The sequence below is a fragment of the Cellulomonas edaphi genome (assembly GCF_030362815.1).
GTDB classification, from domain to species: domain Bacteria; phylum Actinomycetota; class Actinomycetes; order Actinomycetales; family Cellulomonadaceae; genus Cellulomonas; species Cellulomonas edaphi.
The window spans coordinates 362,146-380,736 of sequence record NZ_JAUCGR010000001.1 but is presented as its reverse complement, the minus strand read 5'-3'; the positions used below and the strand labels follow the sequence as shown (position 1 = coordinate 380,736).

General features: G+C 71.5%; 14 protein-coding genes. 10 read left to right on the top strand and 4 right to left on the bottom strand.

The window, feature by feature from the left end; translation table 11 throughout:
- Nucleotides 1–4: 4 nt before the first annotated feature.
- The 7 genes from QRT05_RS01830 (at nt 5) to QRT05_RS01800 (ending at nt 10,089) form a co-directional block, all read left to right on the top strand.
- On the top strand, nt 5–3,016 hold the full coding sequence (locus QRT05_RS01830) for an alpha-mannosidase (protein ID WP_289444682.1): 3,012 nt from the start codon (nt 5–7) through the stop codon (nt 3,014–3,016).
- 22 nt (nt 3,017–3,038) lie between these two features.
- Entirely contained in the window at nt 3,039–3,974 is a 936-nt protein-coding gene (locus tag QRT05_RS01825; RefSeq protein ID WP_289444679.1) for an aldo/keto reductase, read from the top strand.
- An 80-nt stretch (nt 3,975–4,054) separates the two neighbouring features.
- Nucleotides 4,055–5,461 carry a basic amino acid/polyamine antiporter gene (locus tag QRT05_RS01820; protein WP_289444677.1) on the top strand — a complete coding sequence of 469 codons (1,407 nt, stop codon included), beginning with the start codon at nt 4,055–4,057 and terminating at the stop codon, nt 5,459–5,461.
- A gap of 85 nt (nt 5,462–5,546) precedes the next feature.
- Nucleotides 5,547–6,557 (top strand): LacI family DNA-binding transcriptional regulator, encoded by a 1,011-nt coding sequence (locus QRT05_RS01815; RefSeq protein ID WP_289444674.1) that lies wholly within the window; start codon nt 5,547–5,549, stop codon nt 6,555–6,557.
- A gap of 116 nt (nt 6,558–6,673) precedes the next feature.
- Complete coding sequence (locus QRT05_RS01810) at nt 6,674–8,059, top strand: ABC transporter substrate-binding protein (RefSeq protein WP_289444672.1); 1,386 nt, start codon at nt 6,674–6,676, stop codon at nt 8,057–8,059.
- Between the two features lie 111 nt (nt 8,060–8,170).
- The gene (locus QRT05_RS01805) at nt 8,171–9,160 is read left to right on the top strand and encodes a carbohydrate ABC transporter permease (protein ID WP_289444670.1); all 990 of its coding nucleotides are present in this window, start codon (nt 8,171–8,173) and stop codon (nt 9,158–9,160) included.
- The gene (locus QRT05_RS01800; RefSeq protein ID WP_289444668.1) at nt 9,157–10,089 is read left to right on the top strand and encodes a carbohydrate ABC transporter permease; all 933 of its coding nucleotides are present in this window, start codon (nt 9,157–9,159) and stop codon (nt 10,087–10,089) included. Before QRT05_RS01805 ends, QRT05_RS01800 begins: the two co-directional genes overlap by 4 nt.
- A 49-nt stretch (nt 10,090–10,138) precedes the next feature.
- On the opposite strand, the gene QRT05_RS01795 is transcribed toward QRT05_RS01800, so the two are convergent.
- Nucleotides 10,139–12,424, bottom strand: coding sequence for an exo-beta-d-1,3/1,6-glucosidase (locus QRT05_RS01795; protein ID WP_289444666.1), 2,286 nt, complete (start codon nt 12,422–12,424; stop codon nt 10,139–10,141).
- Between the two features lie 147 nt (nt 12,425–12,571).
- Nucleotides 12,572–13,276 (bottom strand): DUF5701 family protein, encoded by a 705-nt coding sequence (locus QRT05_RS01790; protein WP_289444664.1) that lies wholly within the window; start codon nt 13,274–13,276, stop codon nt 12,572–12,574.
- Nucleotides 13,277–13,410: 134 nt separating this feature from the next.
- Between QRT05_RS01790 and QRT05_RS01785 the strand changes: the two genes are divergently transcribed.
- Genes QRT05_RS01785 through QRT05_RS01775 form a run of 3 tightly spaced genes read left to right on the top strand, consistent with a single transcriptional unit; the run spans nt 13,411 to nt 15,713 of the window.
- Complete coding sequence (locus QRT05_RS01785; RefSeq protein ID WP_289444663.1) at nt 13,411–13,704, top strand: DUF4287 domain-containing protein; 294 nt, start codon at nt 13,411–13,413, stop codon at nt 13,702–13,704.
- A gap of 33 nt (nt 13,705–13,737) precedes the next feature.
- Complete coding sequence (locus QRT05_RS01780; RefSeq protein WP_289444662.1) at nt 13,738–14,862, top strand: aminopeptidase P family protein; 1,125 nt, start codon at nt 13,738–13,740, stop codon at nt 14,860–14,862.
- Nucleotides 14,863–14,903: 41 nt separating this feature from the next.
- On the top strand, nt 14,904–15,713 hold the full coding sequence (locus QRT05_RS01775) for an MBL fold metallo-hydrolase (protein ID WP_289444661.1): 810 nt from the start codon (nt 14,904–14,906) through the stop codon (nt 15,711–15,713).
- A 15-nt stretch (nt 15,714–15,728) separates the two neighbouring features.
- Here the strand turns inward: QRT05_RS01775 and QRT05_RS01770 are convergent, their stop codons facing one another.
- Complete coding sequence (locus tag QRT05_RS01770; protein WP_289444660.1) at nt 15,729–16,538, bottom strand: arylamine N-acetyltransferase family protein; 810 nt, start codon at nt 16,536–16,538, stop codon at nt 15,729–15,731.
- A gap of 63 nt (nt 16,539–16,601) precedes the next feature.
- Nucleotides 16,602–18,536: a discoidin domain-containing protein gene (locus QRT05_RS01765; protein ID WP_289444658.1), complete on the bottom strand. Its 1,935-nt coding sequence runs from the start codon at nt 18,534–18,536 to the stop codon at nt 16,602–16,604.
- Between the last annotated feature and the right edge of the window lie 55 nt (nt 18,537–18,591).

Below are 18,591 nucleotides of genomic sequence, written 5' to 3'. Positions count from 1 at the left end.
CACGATGCACGGCAACCCCTTGCTCACCGAGGAGCGGATCGACCGCTTCGTCCGCGAGCGGATCGTCCCGGCCGTCTACCGCGAGCGTCTGCCGCTGCGCCTGACCGCGTGGGACGCGCCCGGCGAACCGGTCCCGTTCGCGCAGGCCCTGGAGCAGGAGTACCGGCCCGTCGAGGTCGGGCTGGCCTGGGGTGCGCCGTGGAGCACGACGTGGTTCCGGGTGACGGGCGAGGTTCCCGACGGCTGGCCCGTCGCGGGCACGGCGGTCGAGCTGGTGATCGACCTCGGGTTCAACAAGGACAACCCGGGGTTCCAGGCGGAGGGCCTGGTATGGCGCACCGACGGGACGACCATCAAGGGTGTCTCGCCGTTCAACCAGGCGGTGCCGTGGTCCGACGGGACGTCGATCGACGTGCTGGTCGAAGCCGCGGGCAACCCGAACATCGCCAGCAACTTCGGCTTCGTCCCCACGCCGTACGGGGAGCTCGCGACCGCCGGCACCGAGCCCCAGTACGAGCTGCGGTGCGTGGACGTCGCGCTGCGGGACGTCGCGGTGTGGGAGCTGTGGCAGGACCTGACCGCGTTGGTGGGCCTGATGAAGGCGCTCCCCGCCACCTCGACCCGGCGGGCGCAGCTGCGCCACGGGCTGGACCGCGTGGTCGACGAGGTGGACCCCGAGGACGTCGCGGGAAGCGCCGAGGCGGCCCGGGAGCTGCTGCGCCCTCTGCTCGACGCGCCGGCCGCCGCGAGCGCCCACCAGGTCGTGGCGGTGGGCCACGCCCACATCGACTCGGCCTGGCTGTGGCCGCTGCGCGAGACGGTGCGCAAGTGCGCCCGCACGTTCTCCAACGTGCTGGCCCTCATGGACGAGGACCCCGACTTCGTGTTCGCGTGCTCGTCCGCTCAGCAGTACTCCTGGATGAAGCAGTTCTACCCGGACCTGTTCGACCGCATCCGCAAGAAGGTGGCCGCCGGACAGTTCGTGCCCGTCGGCGGCATGTGGGTCGAGTCCGACACCAACATGCCCGGCGGCGAGGCGATGGCGCGGCAGATGGTCGCGGGCAAGCGGTTCTTCCTCGAGGAGTTCGGGGTGGACACCCAGGACGTGTGGCTGCCCGACTCGTTCGGCTACTCGGGCGCCCTCCCGCAGATCGTCAGGTCGGCGGGGTCCCGCTGGTTCCTGTCCCAGAAGCTGTCCTGGAACGACACCGACCGCATGCCGCACCACACGTTCACGTGGGAGGGCATCGACGGGTCGAGCGTGCTCACGCACTTCCCGCCCGTGGACACGTACAACTCCGACCTCTCGGCGAAGGAGCTCCTGCACACGGAGGCCAACTTCGAGGAGAAGGGTGTCGCGGGCTCGTCGATCGCCCCCTACGGGTGGGGCGACGGAGGTGGCGGGCCGACGCGCGAGATGGTCGCGTCCGCCCACCGGTTCGAGAACCTGGAGGGCGCGCCCCGGGTGGAGCTGGGCAGCCCCAACGCGTTCTTCGAGCGCACCGAGCAGCAGTTCGAGCACCCGCCCGTGTGGACCGGGGAGATGTACCTCGAGTTCCACCGCGGCACGTACACGTCGCAGGCCCGCACCAAGCAGGGCAACCGCCGCACGGAGCACCTGCTGCGCGAGGCCGAGCTGTGGGCGGCGACGGCCGCTGTACAGAACGACACCGACTATCCGTACGACGAGCTCGAGACGCTCTGGCACACCGCGCTGCTGCACCAGTTCCACGACATCCTGCCCGGCAGCTCGATCGGCTGGGTCCACCGCCAGGCCGAGGAGACGTACGCCAAGGCGGCCGCCGAGCTGGACGCACTCATCGACGCAGCGGCGAGCAGCGCCCTGGGCAGCGGTGACACGCCGTTCCTGCTCAACGCGGCGCCGCACGTGCGCCAGGGGGTCGCGCCGCTCGCAGCCGCCGAGCCGCAGCCCGCCGAGGGCGACCCCGTGCGCCTGGTCCGCGAGCCCGACGGCACGGTCCGGGTGCAGAACGGCCTGATCGACGTGCACCTCACGGCGGGTGGGCAGATCGACTCGCTGCGGGACCTGGTCGCCGACCGCGAGGTCATCCCGGCGGGAGCGCTGGCCAACCTGCTGCAGCTGCACCGCGACCTGCCGGCCAAGTGGGACGCCTGGGACATCGACAAGGAGTACCGGCGGGTCGCCACCGACCTGCTGGGAGCCGACTCCCGCGAGGTCGTCGAGGAGTCCGCCGACGCGGTCGTCGTGCGCACGACGCGCGACTTCGGGGAGTCGCGACTCGTGCAGGAGATCACCTTCCGACGGGGGTCGGCGGCGATCGAGATCGTGACGGACGTGGACTGGCACGAGCGGCAGAAGCTGCTCAAGCTCGCGTTCCCGCTCGCCGTGCAGGCCGACCGGTCGGCCGCCGAGACGCAGTTCGGTCACGTGTTCCGGCCCACGCACGCCAACACGTCGTGGGACGCCGCGCGGTTCGAGACCTGCGCGCACCGCTGGGTGCACGTGGGCGAGGCCGGGTACGGCGTGGCCGTGGCGAACGACTCCACCTACGGGCACGACGTGACGCGCACCCCGGGCGCCAAGGGGACCGTGGTCCGCCTGTCGCTGCTGCGCGCGCCGATCTTCCCCGACCCCGAGGCCGACCAGGGCCGTCACCGCCTGACCACCGTGCTGCACCCCGGGGCGAACATCGCGGCCGCCATCGAGGACGGCTACCGCACCAACCTGCCCGCGCGGGTGGTCCGGGGCGCCCGTGCCGTGGAGCCGCTGGTCACCGTGTCGAACCCGGCGATCGTCGTCGAGTCCGTCAAGCTGGCGGAGGACCGCAGCGGCGACGTCATCGTGCGCCTGTACGAGTCGCTGGGCGGGTTGGCCCGTGGCACCGTGGTTCCCACGTTCGCGGTGGCCGGCGCTCGCACGGTCGACCTGCTGGAACGGGCCGTCGAGGTGCCGGAGGCCGACGTCTCCGACGCAGGGGTCACCCTGGCCCTGCGGCCGTTCCAGATCGTGACGCTCCGTCTCCCCCGGGCCTGACGGCCCCTCTCGAGAGGTCAGCATGAAGACGTTCACCTTGCCAGGGACCGACATCGTCGCGCCCAACGTCGTCCTCGGGCTCATGCGCATCGCGGAGAAGTCCGACGACGAGGTGCGAGAGCTGGTGCGCGCGGGGCGCGACGCCGGCATCGACTTCGTCGATCACGCCGACATCTACGGCCCGTCGCTGCACGCGTGCGAGCGGCGGTACGCCGAGGCCATGCAGCTCTCGTCGTCGGAGCGCGCGGCGACGACCATCCAGACGAAGTGCGGGATCGTGCCGGCGGCCGGCATGTTCGACTTCTCCTACGAGCACATCATCGCCTCGGTCAACGGCTCGCTCGAGGCGTTGCAGACGGACTACATCGACATCCTGCTGCTGCACCGGCCGGACATCCTGGTCGAGCCGGAGGAGGTGGCGCGGGCGTTCGACGAGCTCGAGTCGGCCGGCAAGGTGCGGGCGTTCGGGGTCTCCAACCAGACGCCCGCGCAGATCGACCTGCTGCGCAAGCACGTGCGCCAGCCGATCGTGGCGAACCAGCTGCAGCTCTCCATCACGCACGCGCCGATCCTGGCGCAGGGCGTGGCCGTCAACATGCTCGCCGAGGACCAGGCGGTCGTGCGCGACGGCGGCGGGATCGTGGAGTACTGCCGGCTGCACGACATCACGATCCAGGCGTGGTCGCCGTTCCAGGCGGGCTTCTTCACCGGGGTGTTCCTCGGTGCACCGGAGTACGCGGAGCTCAACGCGGTGATCGACCGCCTCGCGGCGGCGTACGACGTACCGCCCATCGCGATCGCCACCGCGTGGATCACGCGGCACCCGGCGAACATGCAGGTGGTGCTCGGCACGACGACCCCCGACCGCGTGACGGGTGCGGCGCAGGGCTCGGAGCTGCCGCTCACCCGGCAGGAGTGGTACGAGCTGTTCCGGGCGGCGGGTCACCTGCTGCCGTAAGCGCTCGGACCCCGGCGTCGCCCCGCACCGCCGCACTCGATAGCCTCGCGGCACGGGGACGGCGACCAGGGCAGGCGGCGATGGCGACGGTGCACGACGCGGTCAGGCCGGCGACGCTGGGGGTCGCCAGCCTGACCGCGGTCGTGGTCGGCTCGATGGTGGGCGCCGGCGTGTTCTCCCTGCCGGCGCAGTTCGCGGCCGAGACGGGGGTGCTCGGGGCGCTCGTCGGCTGGGCGGCGGCCGGGACCGGCATGTTCATGCTCGCGCTGTGCTTCCAGCGGCTGGCCGTCGTGCGCCCCGAGCTGGACGCCGGCATCTACGCCTACGCGCGGGCCGGCTTCGGGCGCTATCCCGGGTTCTTCTCGGCCTTCGGGTACTGGGCCAGCGCCTGCGTGGGCAACGTGACGTACTGGGTGCTGATCATGTCGACGATCGGCGCCGCCGTCCCGGCGCTCGGCGAGGGCGACACCGTGCTGGCGGTCGCGCTCGCGAGTGCCGGGTTGTGGGGGACGTACGCGGTCATCCGGCGCGGGGTTCGCGAGGTCGCGGCCGTCAACCGCGTCGTGACCGTGGCCAAGAGCGTGCCGATCGTCGTGTTCGTGCTGATCGCGGCCTTCGCCTTCGACCCGGCGGTGTTCGTGGACAACCTGCGCGGCGACCCCTACGCGGGGTCGTTGTTCGAGCAGGTGCGGGGCACGCTGCTCGCGACGATCTTCGTGTTCCTGGGCGTGGAGACCGCCAGCGTCTACTCGCGGCACGCGCGCAGCCGGCGAGACGTGGGCCGGGCGACGATCCTCGGGTTCCTCAGCGTCTTCGCGGTGTTCGCCTCGGTCACGATCGTCTCCTACGGCATCCTGCCGATGGCTGACATCGCGGCGCTGCGCGAGCCGTCGATGGCCGGGGTGCTGGAGGCGGCGACCAACGGCTGGGGCAGCGCGTTCATCAGCGTCGGGCTCGTCGTGTCCGTGCTCGGTGCCTACCTGGCCTGGACGCTCGTGGCGGCCGAGGTGATGCTCGTGGCGGCCAAGGACGACGACATGCCACGCTTCCTGAGCCGCACGACCGCGAACGACGTGCCCGTGAACGCGCTCACGCTGACCACGGCGCTGTCGCAGCTGGTGCTGGTGCTGACCCTCCTGTCGCAGGACGCCTTCACCTTCGCCCTCAGCATGACCAGCTCGCTGGTGCTGATCCCCTACGTGCTCGCGGCGGGGTTCGCCCTGAAGCTCGCGTGGGCCTTGCGCACGGGGCGCCTCGTGGCGCTGCTGGCCACGTGCTACACGGTGTTCCTGCTCGTGGCGGCGGGACCGCAGTACGTCCTGGTCTCCTCGATGCTCTATGCGCCCGCGACGGTGCTGTTCGTCCGGGCCCGCCGCGAGCAGGGGCTGCGGGTGTTCACGCGCGGCGAGCTGGCGCTGTGCATCCTGTCCGTGGTCGCGGCGGTGGTCGCGCTCGTCGCGCTCGCGGCGGGGTGGATCACCCTCTGAGGCTCGCGCCTCGCGCACGCGCCCTCAGGGACGGTTCCGACCCGACGTGGGCCACCTGCGGACCCCGGCGTGAGAGCCTGCTGCCGTGGCACACGGCATCGAGGACGTGGCTCGGGTAGCGGGGGTCTCCACCGCGACGGTCTCGCGCGCCCTGCGCGGGCTGCCCAACGTCGCGCCCGCCACGCGCGACCACGTCCGCGAGGTGGCGTCGCGGCTCGGCTACTCGGCGTCGCCATCGGCGGCGTCTCTCGCGTCCGGCCGCACCCGCACCATCGGCGTGCTGTCGCCGTGGATCAGCCACTGGTTCTTCGCCAACGTGATCGAGGGTGCCGAGCGCGCGCTGCGGGCGTCCGACTTCGACGCGCTCCTGCACACGTTCGAGCTGTTCCGCGGGGGGCCGCGCCGGCGGGTCGACCCGGTGGTGCTGCGGCGGCGGGTCGACGGCATCCTCGTCGTCGGGCTTCCGCTGGCCGCCGACGAGGTCGCCGACCTGTCCGGGCTCGACGTGCCCATCGTCTTCGTCGGCTCCGGACCGCCCGGGCAGATCCTGGTGCGGCTGGACGACCGCCTGGCGGCGCGCACCGCCACCGAGCACCTCATCGAGCTGGGCCACCGGCGGATCGCGCACGTCACGGGCGACCCGGGCGACGTGCTGCCCTGGTCGCCGGCCGAGGAGCGGCTGGTGGGCTGGCGGAGCGCGATGACCGAGGCCGGCCTGCCGGTGCCCGACGAGCTCGAGGTGCACGGCTACTTCGACGTCCCCGGCGCCCGCGAGACGGCGACCCGCCTGCTGACGCAGCACCCGGACATCACGGCGGTGTTCGCCGCGTCCGACGAGATGGCGATGGGCGTGGTGCTCGCCGCCGCGGACCTCGGGCTGCGGGTGCCGCAGGACGTCTCGGTGATCGGCATCGACGGGCACGACCTGGGCGACCTGATCGGCCTGACGACGGTGGCGCAGGACGCCGCGGAGCAGGGCGTGCGCGCGGCGACCATGCTGCTCGACCTCGTGGCGGGGGGCGTGGTTCCGCAGGTCACGACGTTCCCGACGCGCCTGGTGATCCGGCGGACCACGGGGGCGGTCCCAGTTCGGTGACCCAATCGTTACGCGGCTACGGTTGTGATTCGACGCCGTAAGCGCTTACATCGGGTGCACGGGTTCCGCCCAGAGCGGTACCAATCGCCTGCCACCCCAACGATGTGGAGTGCACGATGAGAAGTGTGCGTACGCGCGGCCTCGTGGTCGCGACGACGGGGGCCGCGCTCGCGCTGACCCTTGTCGGATGCTCGAGCGACGGCGACGACAACTCGTCCGACGGCGACTCGCCCGCTGCCTCGGCCGACTGCGCCGACTACACCCAGTACGGCGACCTCAAGGGCAAGTCGATCTCGGTCTACACCTCGATCGTCGAGCCGGAGGCCAAGCAGCAGACGGACTCGTACAAGCCGTTCGAGGAGTGCACGGGCGCGACCATCAAGTACGAGGGCTCGCGCGAGTTCGAGGCCCAGCTGCCGGTGCGGCTCAAGGCGGGCAACCCGCCGGACATCGCCTACGTCCCGCAGCCCGGCTTCCTGAAGTCGATGGTCGCGGACTACCCGAACGTCGTCGTGCCGGCTCCCCAGGAGACGGTCGACAACGCGAAGAAGTACTACAGCGAGGAATGGGTCAACTACGGCTCGGTGGACGGCAAGCTGTACGCCACCCCGCTCGGTGCCAACGTGAAGTCGTTCGTCTGGTACTCGCCGCAGGCGTTCGAGGACAACGGCTACACGGTCCCCAAGACGTGGGACGACCTGACGACGCTGACCGCCAAGATCGCCGCGGACCACCCGGACGCCAAGCCGTGGTGCGCGGGCATCGAGTCCGGTGACGCGACGGGCTGGCCGGCCACCGACTGGCTCGAGGACGTGGTGCTGCGCACCGCGGGCCCCGACGTCTACGACCAGTGGGTCAACCACGAGATCCCGTTCAACGACCCGCAGATCCTCACGGCGCTGCAGGCCGTCGGGAGCATCCTGAAGAACCCGGCCGACGTCAACGGCGGCCTCGGCGAGGTCGCGTCGATCGCGACGACGCCGTGGAACGAGGCGGGCAACCCGATCCTCGACGGCGCGTGCTTCCTGCACCGCGCGGCGAACTTCTACCAGGCCAACTGGGACGAGGACGTCAAGGTCCAGGAGGCGCCCACGGACAACGGCGTGTACGCCTTCTACCTCCCGGGCAAGAGCGAGTCGGACAAGCCCCTGCTGGGTGGCGGCGAGTTCGTGACCGGCTTCTCCGACCGTCCCGAGGTCGCGGCGTTCCGCACCTTCCTCGCCAGCCCGCAGTGGGCCAACGAGAAGGCCAAGGTCACCGGGCAGGGCTGGTTCTCGGCGAACAGCGGCTTCGACTCCTCCCTGCTGAAGAGCCCGATCGACCAGCTCTCGTTCAAGCTGCTGACCGACCCGAGCTACACGTTCCGGTTCGACGGCTCCGACCAGATGCCCGGCGCCGTGGGTGCCGACGCGTTCTGGAAGCAGATGACGGCGTGGATCGGCGAGGACCAGGCTGACCAGACCACTCTCGACAACATCGAGAAGGCCTGGCCGGCGTCCTGACGCACGAGGCGTGGGAGGAGTCGCCGAGTCCGGTGGCTCCTCCCACGCCTGTCCTCGAGGATTGCTTGCACCGCCGACCGCACGACGACGTGCCGACGAGAGGTTGATCGGATGGACTGGCTGCTGCACGCCGACACCACGGGGCACAAGCTCGCGCTGATGGTGGTCGCCATCCTGCTGTTCGTGGCAGTGATGAGCGTCCTGCTGTTCGGCGTCGACCGGATCAAGCGCGCGCCGACCTGGCTCGTGGTCACCGGCTTCCTGGGTCCGACGCTGCTGTTCCTGGCGTTCGGTCTCGTCTACCCGGGGCTCAACACGATCCGCCTGTCGTTGTTCGACGCCAAGAGCCGGAACTTCGTGGGCGCCGACAACTACGTGACCGCGTTCACCGACCCGCAGTTCCAGATCGTCCTGCGCAACACGGTGCTGTGGGTGGTCCTGGTGCCCCTGTGCGCCACCGCGATCGGGCTGGTCTACGCGGTGCTGATCGACCGGGCCCGGTTCGAGTCCTTCGCCAAGACCCTGATCTTCCTGCCTATGGCGATCTCCCTGGTGGGCGCCTCGATCATCTGGAAGTTCGTCTACGAGTACAAGCCGAACCAGGGCAACATCCAGCAGATCGGCCTGGCCAACCAGCTGCTCGTGTGGCTCGGCTTCGAGCCCCAGCAGTTCCTGCTCCACCAACCGTGGAACACGCTGTTCCTCATCGTCGTGATGATCTGGATCCAGGCGGGCTTCGCCATGACGGTGATCTCGGCCGCGGTCAAGGCCATCCCCGACGACATCGTCGAGGCCGCGCGCCTCGACGGCCTGCACGGGCTGGGCATGTTCCGGTACATCACCGTGCCGTCCATCCGGCCGGCGCTCGTGGTGGTGCTCACCACCATCGCCATGGCCACGCTCAAGGTGTTCGACGTGGTGCGCACCATGACCGGCGGCAACTTCAAGACGTCGGTGGTGGCCTACGAGTTCTACACGCAGAGCTTCCGGGCGGAGAACGCCGGGCTGGGCGCCGCGCTCGCGGTGATCCTGTTCGTGCTCGTGATCCCCATCGTCGTCTACAACGTCCGACAGCTGCGGCTCGCGGAGGAGGTCCGATGACCGTCATCCCGCCCACCGACCTGCTGGACTCGCAGGTCGGCGACTCACGCAAGGAGAGCAAGCTCTCGCGCGCCGACAAGCGCGCCATCGCCGTCAAGGGTCGGCTGTCGTCGCCGTGGGCCTCCGCGCTCGCCATCGTCATCGCGCTGCTGTGGACGATCCCCACGCTCGGCCTGCTGGTCACGTCGTTCCGCCCGCGTTCCGACATCCGCCGGTCGGGCTGGTGGACCGCGTGGCAGGACCCGAACTTCTCGTTCGACAACTACACCGAGGTGCTGTTCGGGTCCTCGACCAAGCTGTCCACCTACTTCATCAACTCGCTGGTCATCACACTGCCCGCGGTGGTCATCCCCATCTCGCTCGCGCTGCTGGCGGCCTACGCCTTCGCCTGGATCGACTTCAAGGGCCGCAACATCCTGTTCGTCGCGGTGTTCGCGCTCCAGGTGGTGCCGATCCAGGTGACGATGATCCCGCTGCTGACGCAGTACAACCGCTCCGGGGTGAGCGGCACGTTCTGGGTGATCTGGCTGTCGCACTCGATCTTCGCGCTGCCGCTCGCCATCTACCTGCTGCACAACTTCATGAAGCAGATCCCGCGCGAGCTGGTCGAGGCCGCCCGCGTCGACGGCGCCGGGCACGTGAAGATCTTCTTCCGCGTCCTGCTCCCGCTGCTCACGCCCGCCATCGCGTCGTTCGCGATCTTCCAGTTCCTGTGGGTCTGGAACGACCTGCTGGTCGCGCTGGTGTTCGGCGCGCCCGACACCGCGCCGCTGACCGTGCGCGTGGCCGAGCTCGCGGGCACGCGAGGCTCGCAGTGGCACCTGCTGTCCGCCGGCGCGTTCGTCGCGATGGTGGTGCCGCTCATCGTGTTCCTGGCGCTGCAGCGCTACTTCGTCCGCGGGCTGCTCGCGGGCTCCGTCAAGGGGTAGACGGGAGGACGGTGCTGGGCCCTCGCTGCGGAGGGCCCAGCACCGGGGCTCAGGCCTTGATCGTGAACCCGCCGCGCAGCAGCGACTCGTCGCGCGACGACGGCCCCACCAGCAGCTCGAACGCGCCCGACTCGACGAGGCGGTGGCCGTCGGCGTCCACGAGGGTGCAGTCCGCCGCGGCGACCTCGATCGCGACCGTGCGGGTCTCTCCCGGTGCGAGGACCACCTGCTGGTACGCCTTGAGCTCCTTCTCGGCCCACGTGACCGAGGAGACGACGTCGTGCACGTACACCTGCACGGTCTCGAGCGCGGGGCGTGAGCCGATGTTGCGGAGCGTCACCTGCGCGGCGATCGTGTCGTCGGCCGTGACGGTGGGCGTGAGGACCACGAGGTCGTCGTAGGCGACCGTCGTGTACGTCAGGCCCTCGCCGAACGCGAACGCCGGGCTCTGGGTGAGGTCCGCGTAGCGCTGGCCGTGCTGGCCGGGCAGCTGGTTGTAGAACGTGGGCTGCTGGCCCACGTGACGCGCGTAGGAGATCGGCAGCCGGCCCGAGGGCTCGATCAGGCCCAGCACCAGCTCGGCCACGGCCCGCCCGCCGCGCATGCCCGGGTTGGCGGCGTGGATGATCGCGGCCGCGTTCATCGCCGACGGCGGCAGCACCAGCGGCTTCGAGGCGATCACGACGACGACGAGCGGCGTGCCGGTCTCGGCGAGCGCGTCGAGCAGCGCCACCTGGCCGCCGATGAGGTCGAGCGTGGCCGTGGAGCGCCCCTCGCCGACCAGCTCGATGCAGTCGCCGACGACCGCGACCACGTAGTCGGCGTCCCGCGCGGCCGCGACGGCCTCGGCGATCAGGGCCTCGTCGGGCTCGGACGGCACGACCACCTGCGGTCGCGGCTGGCCGTCGGGGAAGAACGCACCCTCCGGGTCGGGTCCGACGGTCAGGATGTCGGCGCCGCGCGCGTGCGTCACGGTCCAGCCGGTGGGGACGTGGTCGCGGAACCCGTCGAGCACGGTCTGGGTCATGTGGCGCGGGTGGCCCTCGGGAAGCCAGTCGGCCTGGCCCGAGGCGCCGGCCCAGTCGCCCAGCTGCGCGTGCTGGTCGTCGGCGTTGGGGCCGACGACGGCCACCGTGCGGGAGGGGGCCGTCCCCGTCGCGCGCCCGTCGGGACCCGCGGTGAGTCCGCCCTCGAGCGGGAGCGTCCCGTCGTTGCTGAGCAGCACGAGCGAGCGGCGCGCGATCTCGAGGTTGAGTGCGGCGTGCTCGGCCGAGCCGATGTGCCGCTCCTGCAGCGCGACGTCGGGGTGGCGCGGGTTCTCGAAGAGGCCGAGCTCGAACTTGAGCGTGAGGATGCGTGCGACGGCCGCGTCGACCGTGGCCTCGGGCACCATGCCCAGCTCGACCGCCTCCTGCGCCCCGGCGAAGAAGTTCGGGGTCGTCATGACCATGTCGTTGCCCGCCTTGATGGCGCGAGCCGAGGCCTCGGTGTAGTCGGCGGCGATGTGCTGCTCCCACACCATCCGTCCGACGTTGTCCCAGTCGGTGACGAGCGTGCCGGTGTAGCCCCACTCGCCGCGCAGCACGTCGTTGAGCAGCCAGTTGTTCACCGTGATCGGCACGCCGTCCATGGACTGGTAGCCGAGCATGAACGTGCGGCAGCCCTCCTTGGCCACGCGCTCGAACGGCGGCAGGAACCACGAGCGCAGCTTGCGGCGGGAGATGTCCGCCTCGCTCGCGTCGCGTCCGCCCTGCGTCTCCGAGTAGCCGGCGAAGTGCTTGGCCGTGGCCAGGATGGCCGTCGGGTCGTCGAGGCCGTCTCCCTGGTAGCCGCGGACCATGGCGGAGGCCAGCTCGCCGATGAGGAAGGGGTCCTCGCCGAACGTCTCGCTCACGCGGCCCCATCGCAGGTCGCGCGTGATGCACAGGACGGGCGAGAACGTCCAGTGGATGCCGGTGGCGGCGACCTCGACCGCCGTCGCCCGCGCGACCTGCTCGACGAGCGCGGGGTCCCATGTCGCGGCCATGCCCAGCTGGGTGGGGAAGATGGTGGCGCCCACCCAGAACGAGTGGCCGTGGATGCAGTCCTCGGCGACCAGCAGCGGGATGCGCAGCCGGGTCTTCTCGGTCAGCGCCGCGGCCTCGCGGACCCGCTCGGGGGAGGCGTGCAGGATCGAGCCCGCGTGCATCTCCTCGATGGCTGCCCGGACGCCGTCCTTCGCGTTGAGCTGCAGCATCTGGCCCACCTTCTCGGCCAGCGTCATGCGGCTGAGCAGGTCGGCGACGCGGTCCGGCACCGGGAGCGTCGGGTCCTGGTACGGCATGTCGGCACTCATGGCGGTGCCCCCCTCTAGCGTGCGCCACGGCGCTGTGGTCGATGGTCGAAACGATTCGGAGAGCAGCGTAAGCCCTTCACCTACCGAACGGTAAGCGTTGGGATGATCTCGATGCTGCCGTCGCCGTCCGCGACCGACCGCCCCGCGTCAGGCGGCTCGTCGCCCCGCTGCCGACGCCGCGCCGAGCCAGGTGTGCGGGTTGCGGTCCCAGCACCAGCCCAGCTTCGCCCGACGCTCGCTGATCCAGACCGCGGGCACCCGCTGGTTGGTGCCCGTGCGGGAACCCATCAGCGAGAAGCAGCGGTTGGGACGCAGCATGTCCGGCCGGACGATCGCCAGGGCCACCCCCTCGTCGATGGTCAGGGGCGTGCGGCCGCGGGACGTGACGGCCGCGAGTGCGTCCTCGGGGCGCTCGTTGCAGAACTCCGACCCGGTGTCGATGCCCCACAGCAGGTAGGGACCGCGCGGGATCTCGAGCCCGGCGAGCGGTCGATAGGTGGCCGCCTCGTCGCGATCGATCACGCTGACGCCCACCTTCGACCCCCGGCGCATCGCGGGCGCGAGGTCGTTGACGTCGGGCACCGGCACGACGAGGAGGACGTCGACCGCGTCGTCCGGCCGGGACGCCGCCGCGGGCGGGAGGCCCTCGGCGGACAGCGGCGCGACGAGTGCGCGGAAGCCCGCCTCATCCAGGCCGAGGACCGCGGGCACGCCGAGCTCGACGTACGTGGTGACCTGGCGCTCGAGCTCCTGGGCCGGCGTCGCCGAAGGGTCGAAGGCCGTGGCTGCTTGCGACGGAGGTGCGGCTGCCGTGGGGAACGCGGGGTCGACGACCGTGACGGGAACGCCCATGGTGAACTCCTTGCGCGGTGGCGTACGGGGCTTGTACTCAACGCCCGTGCGAGCAGGCGGGTTCCCGCGCGCGGCGCGGTGTCGGCATCCTCCGCTAGCGTGCGTCCCAGCCGGCTGCCACGAGGAGGACCAGCATGTCGTTCCAGGCGTACCTCGACACGATCGAGGACAAGACGGGCCTGACGCCGCGCCAGCTCGTCGACCAGGCGCACGAGCGCGGGTTCGACGACCCCTCCGTCAAGGCCGGCGTCATCCTCGAGTGGCTCAAGTCCGACTACGGGCTCGGCCGGGGGCACGGCATGGCGCTGGTGCACGTCATCCGCAACGGCCCGACGATCGACGCGAAGTTCGTCGGCACCGAGGGCGTGCACCGCGACGAGTCCGACACGCTGTGGCTCGACGGCAAGGCCACGAAGCCCCGGGCGTAGCCCCGGCCGCGGGTCGGTGGCAGGCTGGCGGCCATGAGGCCGTTCGCGCCGCAGGACTTCGTCGTCAGGCGCCGCCGCGCGGCCGCCCAGGCGCGCGCCGCCGGGCTGGCCGGGATCCTCGTCGCGCCCGGTCCCGACCTGGCCTACTTCACCGGCTACGTGCCGACCGCGATCCTCGAGCGGCTCACGATGCTGGTGCTGCCGGCCGACGCCGACCCGGTGGTGGTCGTCCCCCTGCTCGAGCGCGGTGACCTCGAGGCGTCCCTCGGCAGCGGCCTCGAGGTGGTCGCCTGGAAGGACGGGGACGACGAGTACGCCACGGTGGCCCGGATGCTGCAGCCGGACGGGCGCTACGCGGTGTCCGACGGGCTGTGGGCGCTGCACGTGCTCGGGCTGCAGCGCGCTCTCCCGGGAGCCGGCTTCGCGGCGTTCACCGACGTGCTGCCCATGCTGCGTGCGGTCAAGGACGCCGAGGAGCTCAGCAGGCTCTCGGCGGCGGGGATGGCGGCGGACGCGGCGTTCATCGACGTCCTCAGCACGCGGTTCTCGGGACGTCGCGAACGTGACGTCGCCGACGACCTCGCCCAGCTCCTGCGCTCGCACGGGCACCAGCACGTGGACTTCACGCTCGTGTGCGCGGGCGAGAACGGCGCGAACCCGCACCACGACGCGGGGGACCGCGTGATCGAGGTCGGCGACATGGTGGTCCTCGACTTCGGCGGTCTCATGCACGGGTACGGGTCGGACACCAGCCGCACGGTGCACGTGGGCGAGGACGTCACCGCCGAGGAGCGCGAGGTGCACGACGTGGTGCGCGCCGCGCAGCAGGCCGGCTTCGAGGCCGTCCGGCCCGGTGCCACGTGCCAGGACGTCGACCGCGCGGCGCGGGCGGTGATCACCGACGCGGGCTACGGCGAGCGGTTCATCCACCGCACCGGCCACGGCATCGGCACCACCACGCACGAGCCGCCGTACATCGTGGAGGGCGAGGAGCGGCCGATCGAGGCGGGCATGTGCTTCAGCGTCGAGCCCGGCATCTACCTGCCCGGCCGGTTCGGCGTGCGGATCGAGGACATCGTCGTCGCGTTCCCGCCCGGGCACCCGCAGCGCGCCCTGCGGCTGAACGACAGCCCGCGCGAGCTGCTCGTCGTCGCCTGACGGGCTTGCCCCGTCCTGATCACGACGGCACGCTCGGGTGCATGTGGATCTGTGCGACCTGCGCGGTCGAGCACGACGAGCAGCCCGACGTCTGCGCGATCTGCGCGGACGAGCGGCAGTGGGTGCCCGCCTCGGGACAGGCGTGGACCACGCTGGCCGAGCTGCACCACGCGGGCGTGCGGATCGCGGTGCGTGAGCTCGAGCCCGACCTGTTCGCGCTGCACGCCAGCCCCGGGGTCGGCATCGGGCAGGAGTCGAAGGTCGTGCGCACCCCCGCCGGGCTCCTGCTGTGGGACCCGCTCGGCTACGTGGACGACGAGGCGGTCGCCGCCGTGCGTGCGCTCGGGGAGGTCACGGCGGTGGTCGCGAGCCACCCGCACATGTTCGGCGTGCAGGTGGAGTGGTCGCACGCGCTGGGGGACGTCCCGGTGCTGGTCGCTGAGCCGGACCGGCACTGGGTGGCACGCGAGGACCCGGTGATCGCCGCCTGGCAGGGCGACCTGGAGATCCTGCCCGGCGTGATGCTCTCCCAGCCGGGCGGGCACTTCCCCGGCAGCGCGGTGGTGCACTGGGCGGCCGGGGCGCAGGGGCGGGGCGTGCTGCTGAGCGGCGACACCCTCTTCGCCAACCCCGACCGGACGTCGGTCAGCTTCATGCGCAGCTACCCCAACCGCATCCCGCTGTCCGGGGCCGTTGCCGAGCGCGTCGCCCGCCACGTCACGCGGCGCCCGTTCGACCGGCTCTACAACAACTTCGACGGGGTGATCCCGGCCGATGCGACGGCGGTGGTGCTGCGCTCCGCGGCCAGGCACGCCGCGTGGACGCGCGGGGACCACGACGCGCTCACGTGAGACCGGGAGCGCGGTTCAGGCCGTCCGGGCGGGCGGAAGGGTCGCGACCAGGGCGGTGACGTCCGCCGCCGGGAGGTGCAGGCCCAGGTCGTCGAGGACCTGACCCAGCTCACCGTCCTCGACGGTCCGCTCCAGGAGGGGCTCGTCGGGCGAGTCGATGTGGAGCACGCGGCCGGTCAGCCAGCGCAGCACCTGGGAGTCCTTGCGCTGCACGCGGATTCCGTGCGTGAAGTGCGAGGTGGGGCTCGTCGAGGTCACGTGGTTGGCGCCCACGACGTCCACGAAGTAGGTCGTCTCCGGCGGCACGGTGTACAGCGCGACCCACTCGCCCCTGCGCCGCTCGGACAGCCGCCATGCACCCGCCACCAGGTCGGTGCGGAACGACCACGCGCCCTGCTGCACCACCGCGCCGTCGCGCAGCGGCACCGGCTCGAGCAGGCCGCCACCGAAGCCGGTGTCGGCGAGCCACGTCTCGCCGCCCTCGCGCACCAGCAGCACCAGGTGCGACCGTGGCCGTGGCTGCACGGCGGGGTCACCGATCCGGGCGAGGCGCCGCTCCACGTCGTGACCGAGCAGTTCGAGCGCCGCGCCGAGCAGCAGGGCGTGCTCGTAGCAGTAGCCGCCGCGCCCGTCGTCGACCACCTTGCGCGCGATGTCCGGCAGGTCCACGCTCACGCCGCGGCCGAGCATCACGTCGAGGTTCTCGAACGGCACGGCACCCAGCTGCGCCCGGTGGATCGCGGCGAGGTCGTTGTCGGCCGACGCCCCCACCCGCGTCAGGTACGCGTCGAGGTCGAGCCGGTCCGCACCCCACTCGTCGTCCACCTGGGCAGTGTGCCCGCGAACCGGGGCAGCCGGCGACCTCACGATCGCCGGCTGCCTGCGGGCTCAGTGGTAGAGGCGGAGGTCTGCCAGCGACCACCAGCTGCCCGTGGTGCCGGTGGACGTGACGCGCAGGTACCGCGCGGTCGCGTGTCGCACGTCCACCTGTGTGAGCTGCCCCGTGCCGGACCCGCTGGCGAGCGTGTGCCACGTGCGTCCGTCACGGCTGGCCGTCAGCGTCCACGCGCGCGCGTAGTCGCCGAGGTTGTCGCCCGAGTCGATCGCCACCTGCCGGAAGGGCGTCACGCGGCCGAGATCCACCTGCACGTACTGGCCGGGCGCCTGCGCGGTCCCGCTCGACCAGCGAGTGGAGGCGTCGCCGTCCACGGCCAGCGCTGCGTCGGAGGCGGCGTGCGACGCCGTCGCCGTGGCGCCGGTCAGCGGGACCTGGTGCAGCGCCGGCCGCAGCGCGTGGGACGCCGGCCACGTGAACGTGGCCAGGGCGCCGCCGGGCAGCGTGTACTCGAACGAGCGGTTCCCCACCTGCACCGCGAAGGAGCGCGGGTCGTCGTTCTCGTTGTGCACCACGAGGGCCGTCGAGCCGTCGGGGTTCCGGAACGCGACGTCCATGATCTGCCCGTTCCACCCCGTGGTCCCGAAGGACGTGGACCCGATGCGCACGGCGCCGGGCTTCACGAACTTCGAGAGGTGCCCGATCGTGTAGTACTCCGCGTCGGGGCGCACGCTGCCGTCGTCGGTGACGGTCACCAGACCCGTGCAGGTGTCGCAGCCGCCCAGGTGCGGGCCGCCGTCCTCGCGCAGGGCGATGTTCCAGTTGACCACCGACTTCGCCCAGTTGCGGGTCGCGCCGATGGTCAGCGTCCGGGCGTGCCAGGTGAGCGTGCCGCGGAAGATCTGCTCCGGGGTGTCGGTCGCGCCGTGCGAGCCGGAGCACTCGGTGAACCAGATGCCCTTGTTCGGGTAGGCGTCGTGCAGCGCGGTCTGCGCCGAGGGGTCGCCGTAGTAGCAGTGGTAGGCCGTGCCGGCGAGCCACCGCGAGGCCGAGCTGTCGAGGAGCTGGTAGGGGTAGTCGGTGCCGGGGTCTTCGCCGGGAGGCGTGTTCGCGGCGTCGTTGGGGTGCGTCTGCCAGTTGTGGTCGTAGCCGAGGATCCGGGTCCGGGGGCTCGCCTTCTTCAGCAGCGGGCCCAGCGCGTCGATGACCTTGATCTGCTGCGCGACCGGCATGTCCGTGCCCGGGTAGCCGCTGGGCGTGCGGTTCTGCGGTTCGTTCTGGACGGTCAGGTAGTCGACCGGGACGCCCGCGCGGGCGTACGCCTGGACGAACTTCACGAGGTAGCGCGCGTAGGCGTCGTACACGGCCGGGTCGTCCTTGAGGCGCCCACCCACGAGGGAGTCCGTGGTCTTCATCCAGGCCGGCGGGCTCCACGGCGTGGCGAGGACGGTGAGCTCCGGGTTGAGCCGCTTGGCCTGGCGCAGCAGCGGGAGCACCTGCTTCTCGTCGTGCGCGATGCTGAAGTGCTCGAGCGGGAAGTCGGTGTGACCGGGCGCCACGTCGTCGAAGGTGTAGTGCTGGTTCGCCGCCGTGAAGTCCGACGAGCCGACCGGCTGGCGCAGGAAGCTCACGCCGATCCCACGCCGCGGGTCGAACAGCTTGGCCATGGTCGCCTCCCGCTCGGCGCGCGGCAGGGCCGCCAGCAGGGACGCCGAGGAGTCGGTGATCGAGGCGCCGAAACCGTCGACGGTCTGGAAGCGCTGGGTCGGGTCGACGACGATCGTCGTGAGGTCGGACGTGCCCGCCTCGAAGGGGACCGGCGCGCGCTGGTGGAGCAGCTCGGCGCGGTCGACGGTGGTCACCCAGACCTGCGCCTGGGGGTCGTGCGGGGCGGGCCGGCCGTGCGCGGCGGCCGGGGTGGCCATCGCCACGACCACCGCGAGTGCGGCCGACGCTGCGGTGGCCGCTGCGAGTCTGGTTGTTCTCATCGCACTCTCCGTCGAGTCGTGTAACATCCTGAAACAGCGGGCGAACCGCCCGCAA

Bases quoted from the DNA above. Each gene is read 5' to 3' on its own strand.
- QRT05_RS01830 (WP_289444682.1), top strand. From the start codon at position 5: ATGCACGGCAACCCCTTGCTCACCGAGGAGCGGATCGACCGCTTCGTC.
- QRT05_RS01825 (WP_289444679.1), top strand. From the start codon at position 3,039: ATGAAGACGTTCACCTTGCCAGGGACCGACATCGTCGCGCCCAACGTC.
- QRT05_RS01820 (WP_289444677.1), top strand. From the start codon at position 4,055: ATGGCGACGGTGCACGACGCGGTCAGGCCGGCGACGCTGGGGGTCGCC.
- QRT05_RS01810 (WP_289444672.1), top strand. From the start codon at position 6,674: ATGAGAAGTGTGCGTACGCGCGGCCTCGTGGTCGCGACGACGGGGGCC.
- QRT05_RS01805 (WP_289444670.1), top strand. From the start codon at position 8,171: ATGGACTGGCTGCTGCACGCCGACACCACGGGGCACAAGCTCGCGCTG.
- QRT05_RS01800 (WP_289444668.1), top strand. From the start codon at position 9,157: ATGACCGTCATCCCGCCCACCGACCTGCTGGACTCGCAGGTCGGCGAC.
- QRT05_RS01795 (WP_289444666.1), bottom strand. From the start codon at position 12,424: ATGAGTGCCGACATGCCGTACCAGGACCCGACGCTCCCGGTGCCGGAC.
- QRT05_RS01790 (WP_289444664.1), bottom strand. From the start codon at position 13,276: ATGGGCGTTCCCGTCACGGTCGTCGACCCCGCGTTCCCCACGGCAGCC.
- QRT05_RS01785 (WP_289444663.1), top strand. From the start codon at position 13,411: ATGTCGTTCCAGGCGTACCTCGACACGATCGAGGACAAGACGGGCCTG.
- QRT05_RS01780 (WP_289444662.1), top strand. From the start codon at position 13,738: ATGAGGCCGTTCGCGCCGCAGGACTTCGTCGTCAGGCGCCGCCGCGCG.
- QRT05_RS01775 (WP_289444661.1), top strand. From the start codon at position 14,904: ATGTGGATCTGTGCGACCTGCGCGGTCGAGCACGACGAGCAGCCCGAC.
- QRT05_RS01765 (WP_289444658.1), bottom strand. From the start codon at position 18,536: ATGAGAACAACCAGACTCGCAGCGGCCACCGCAGCGTCGGCCGCACTC.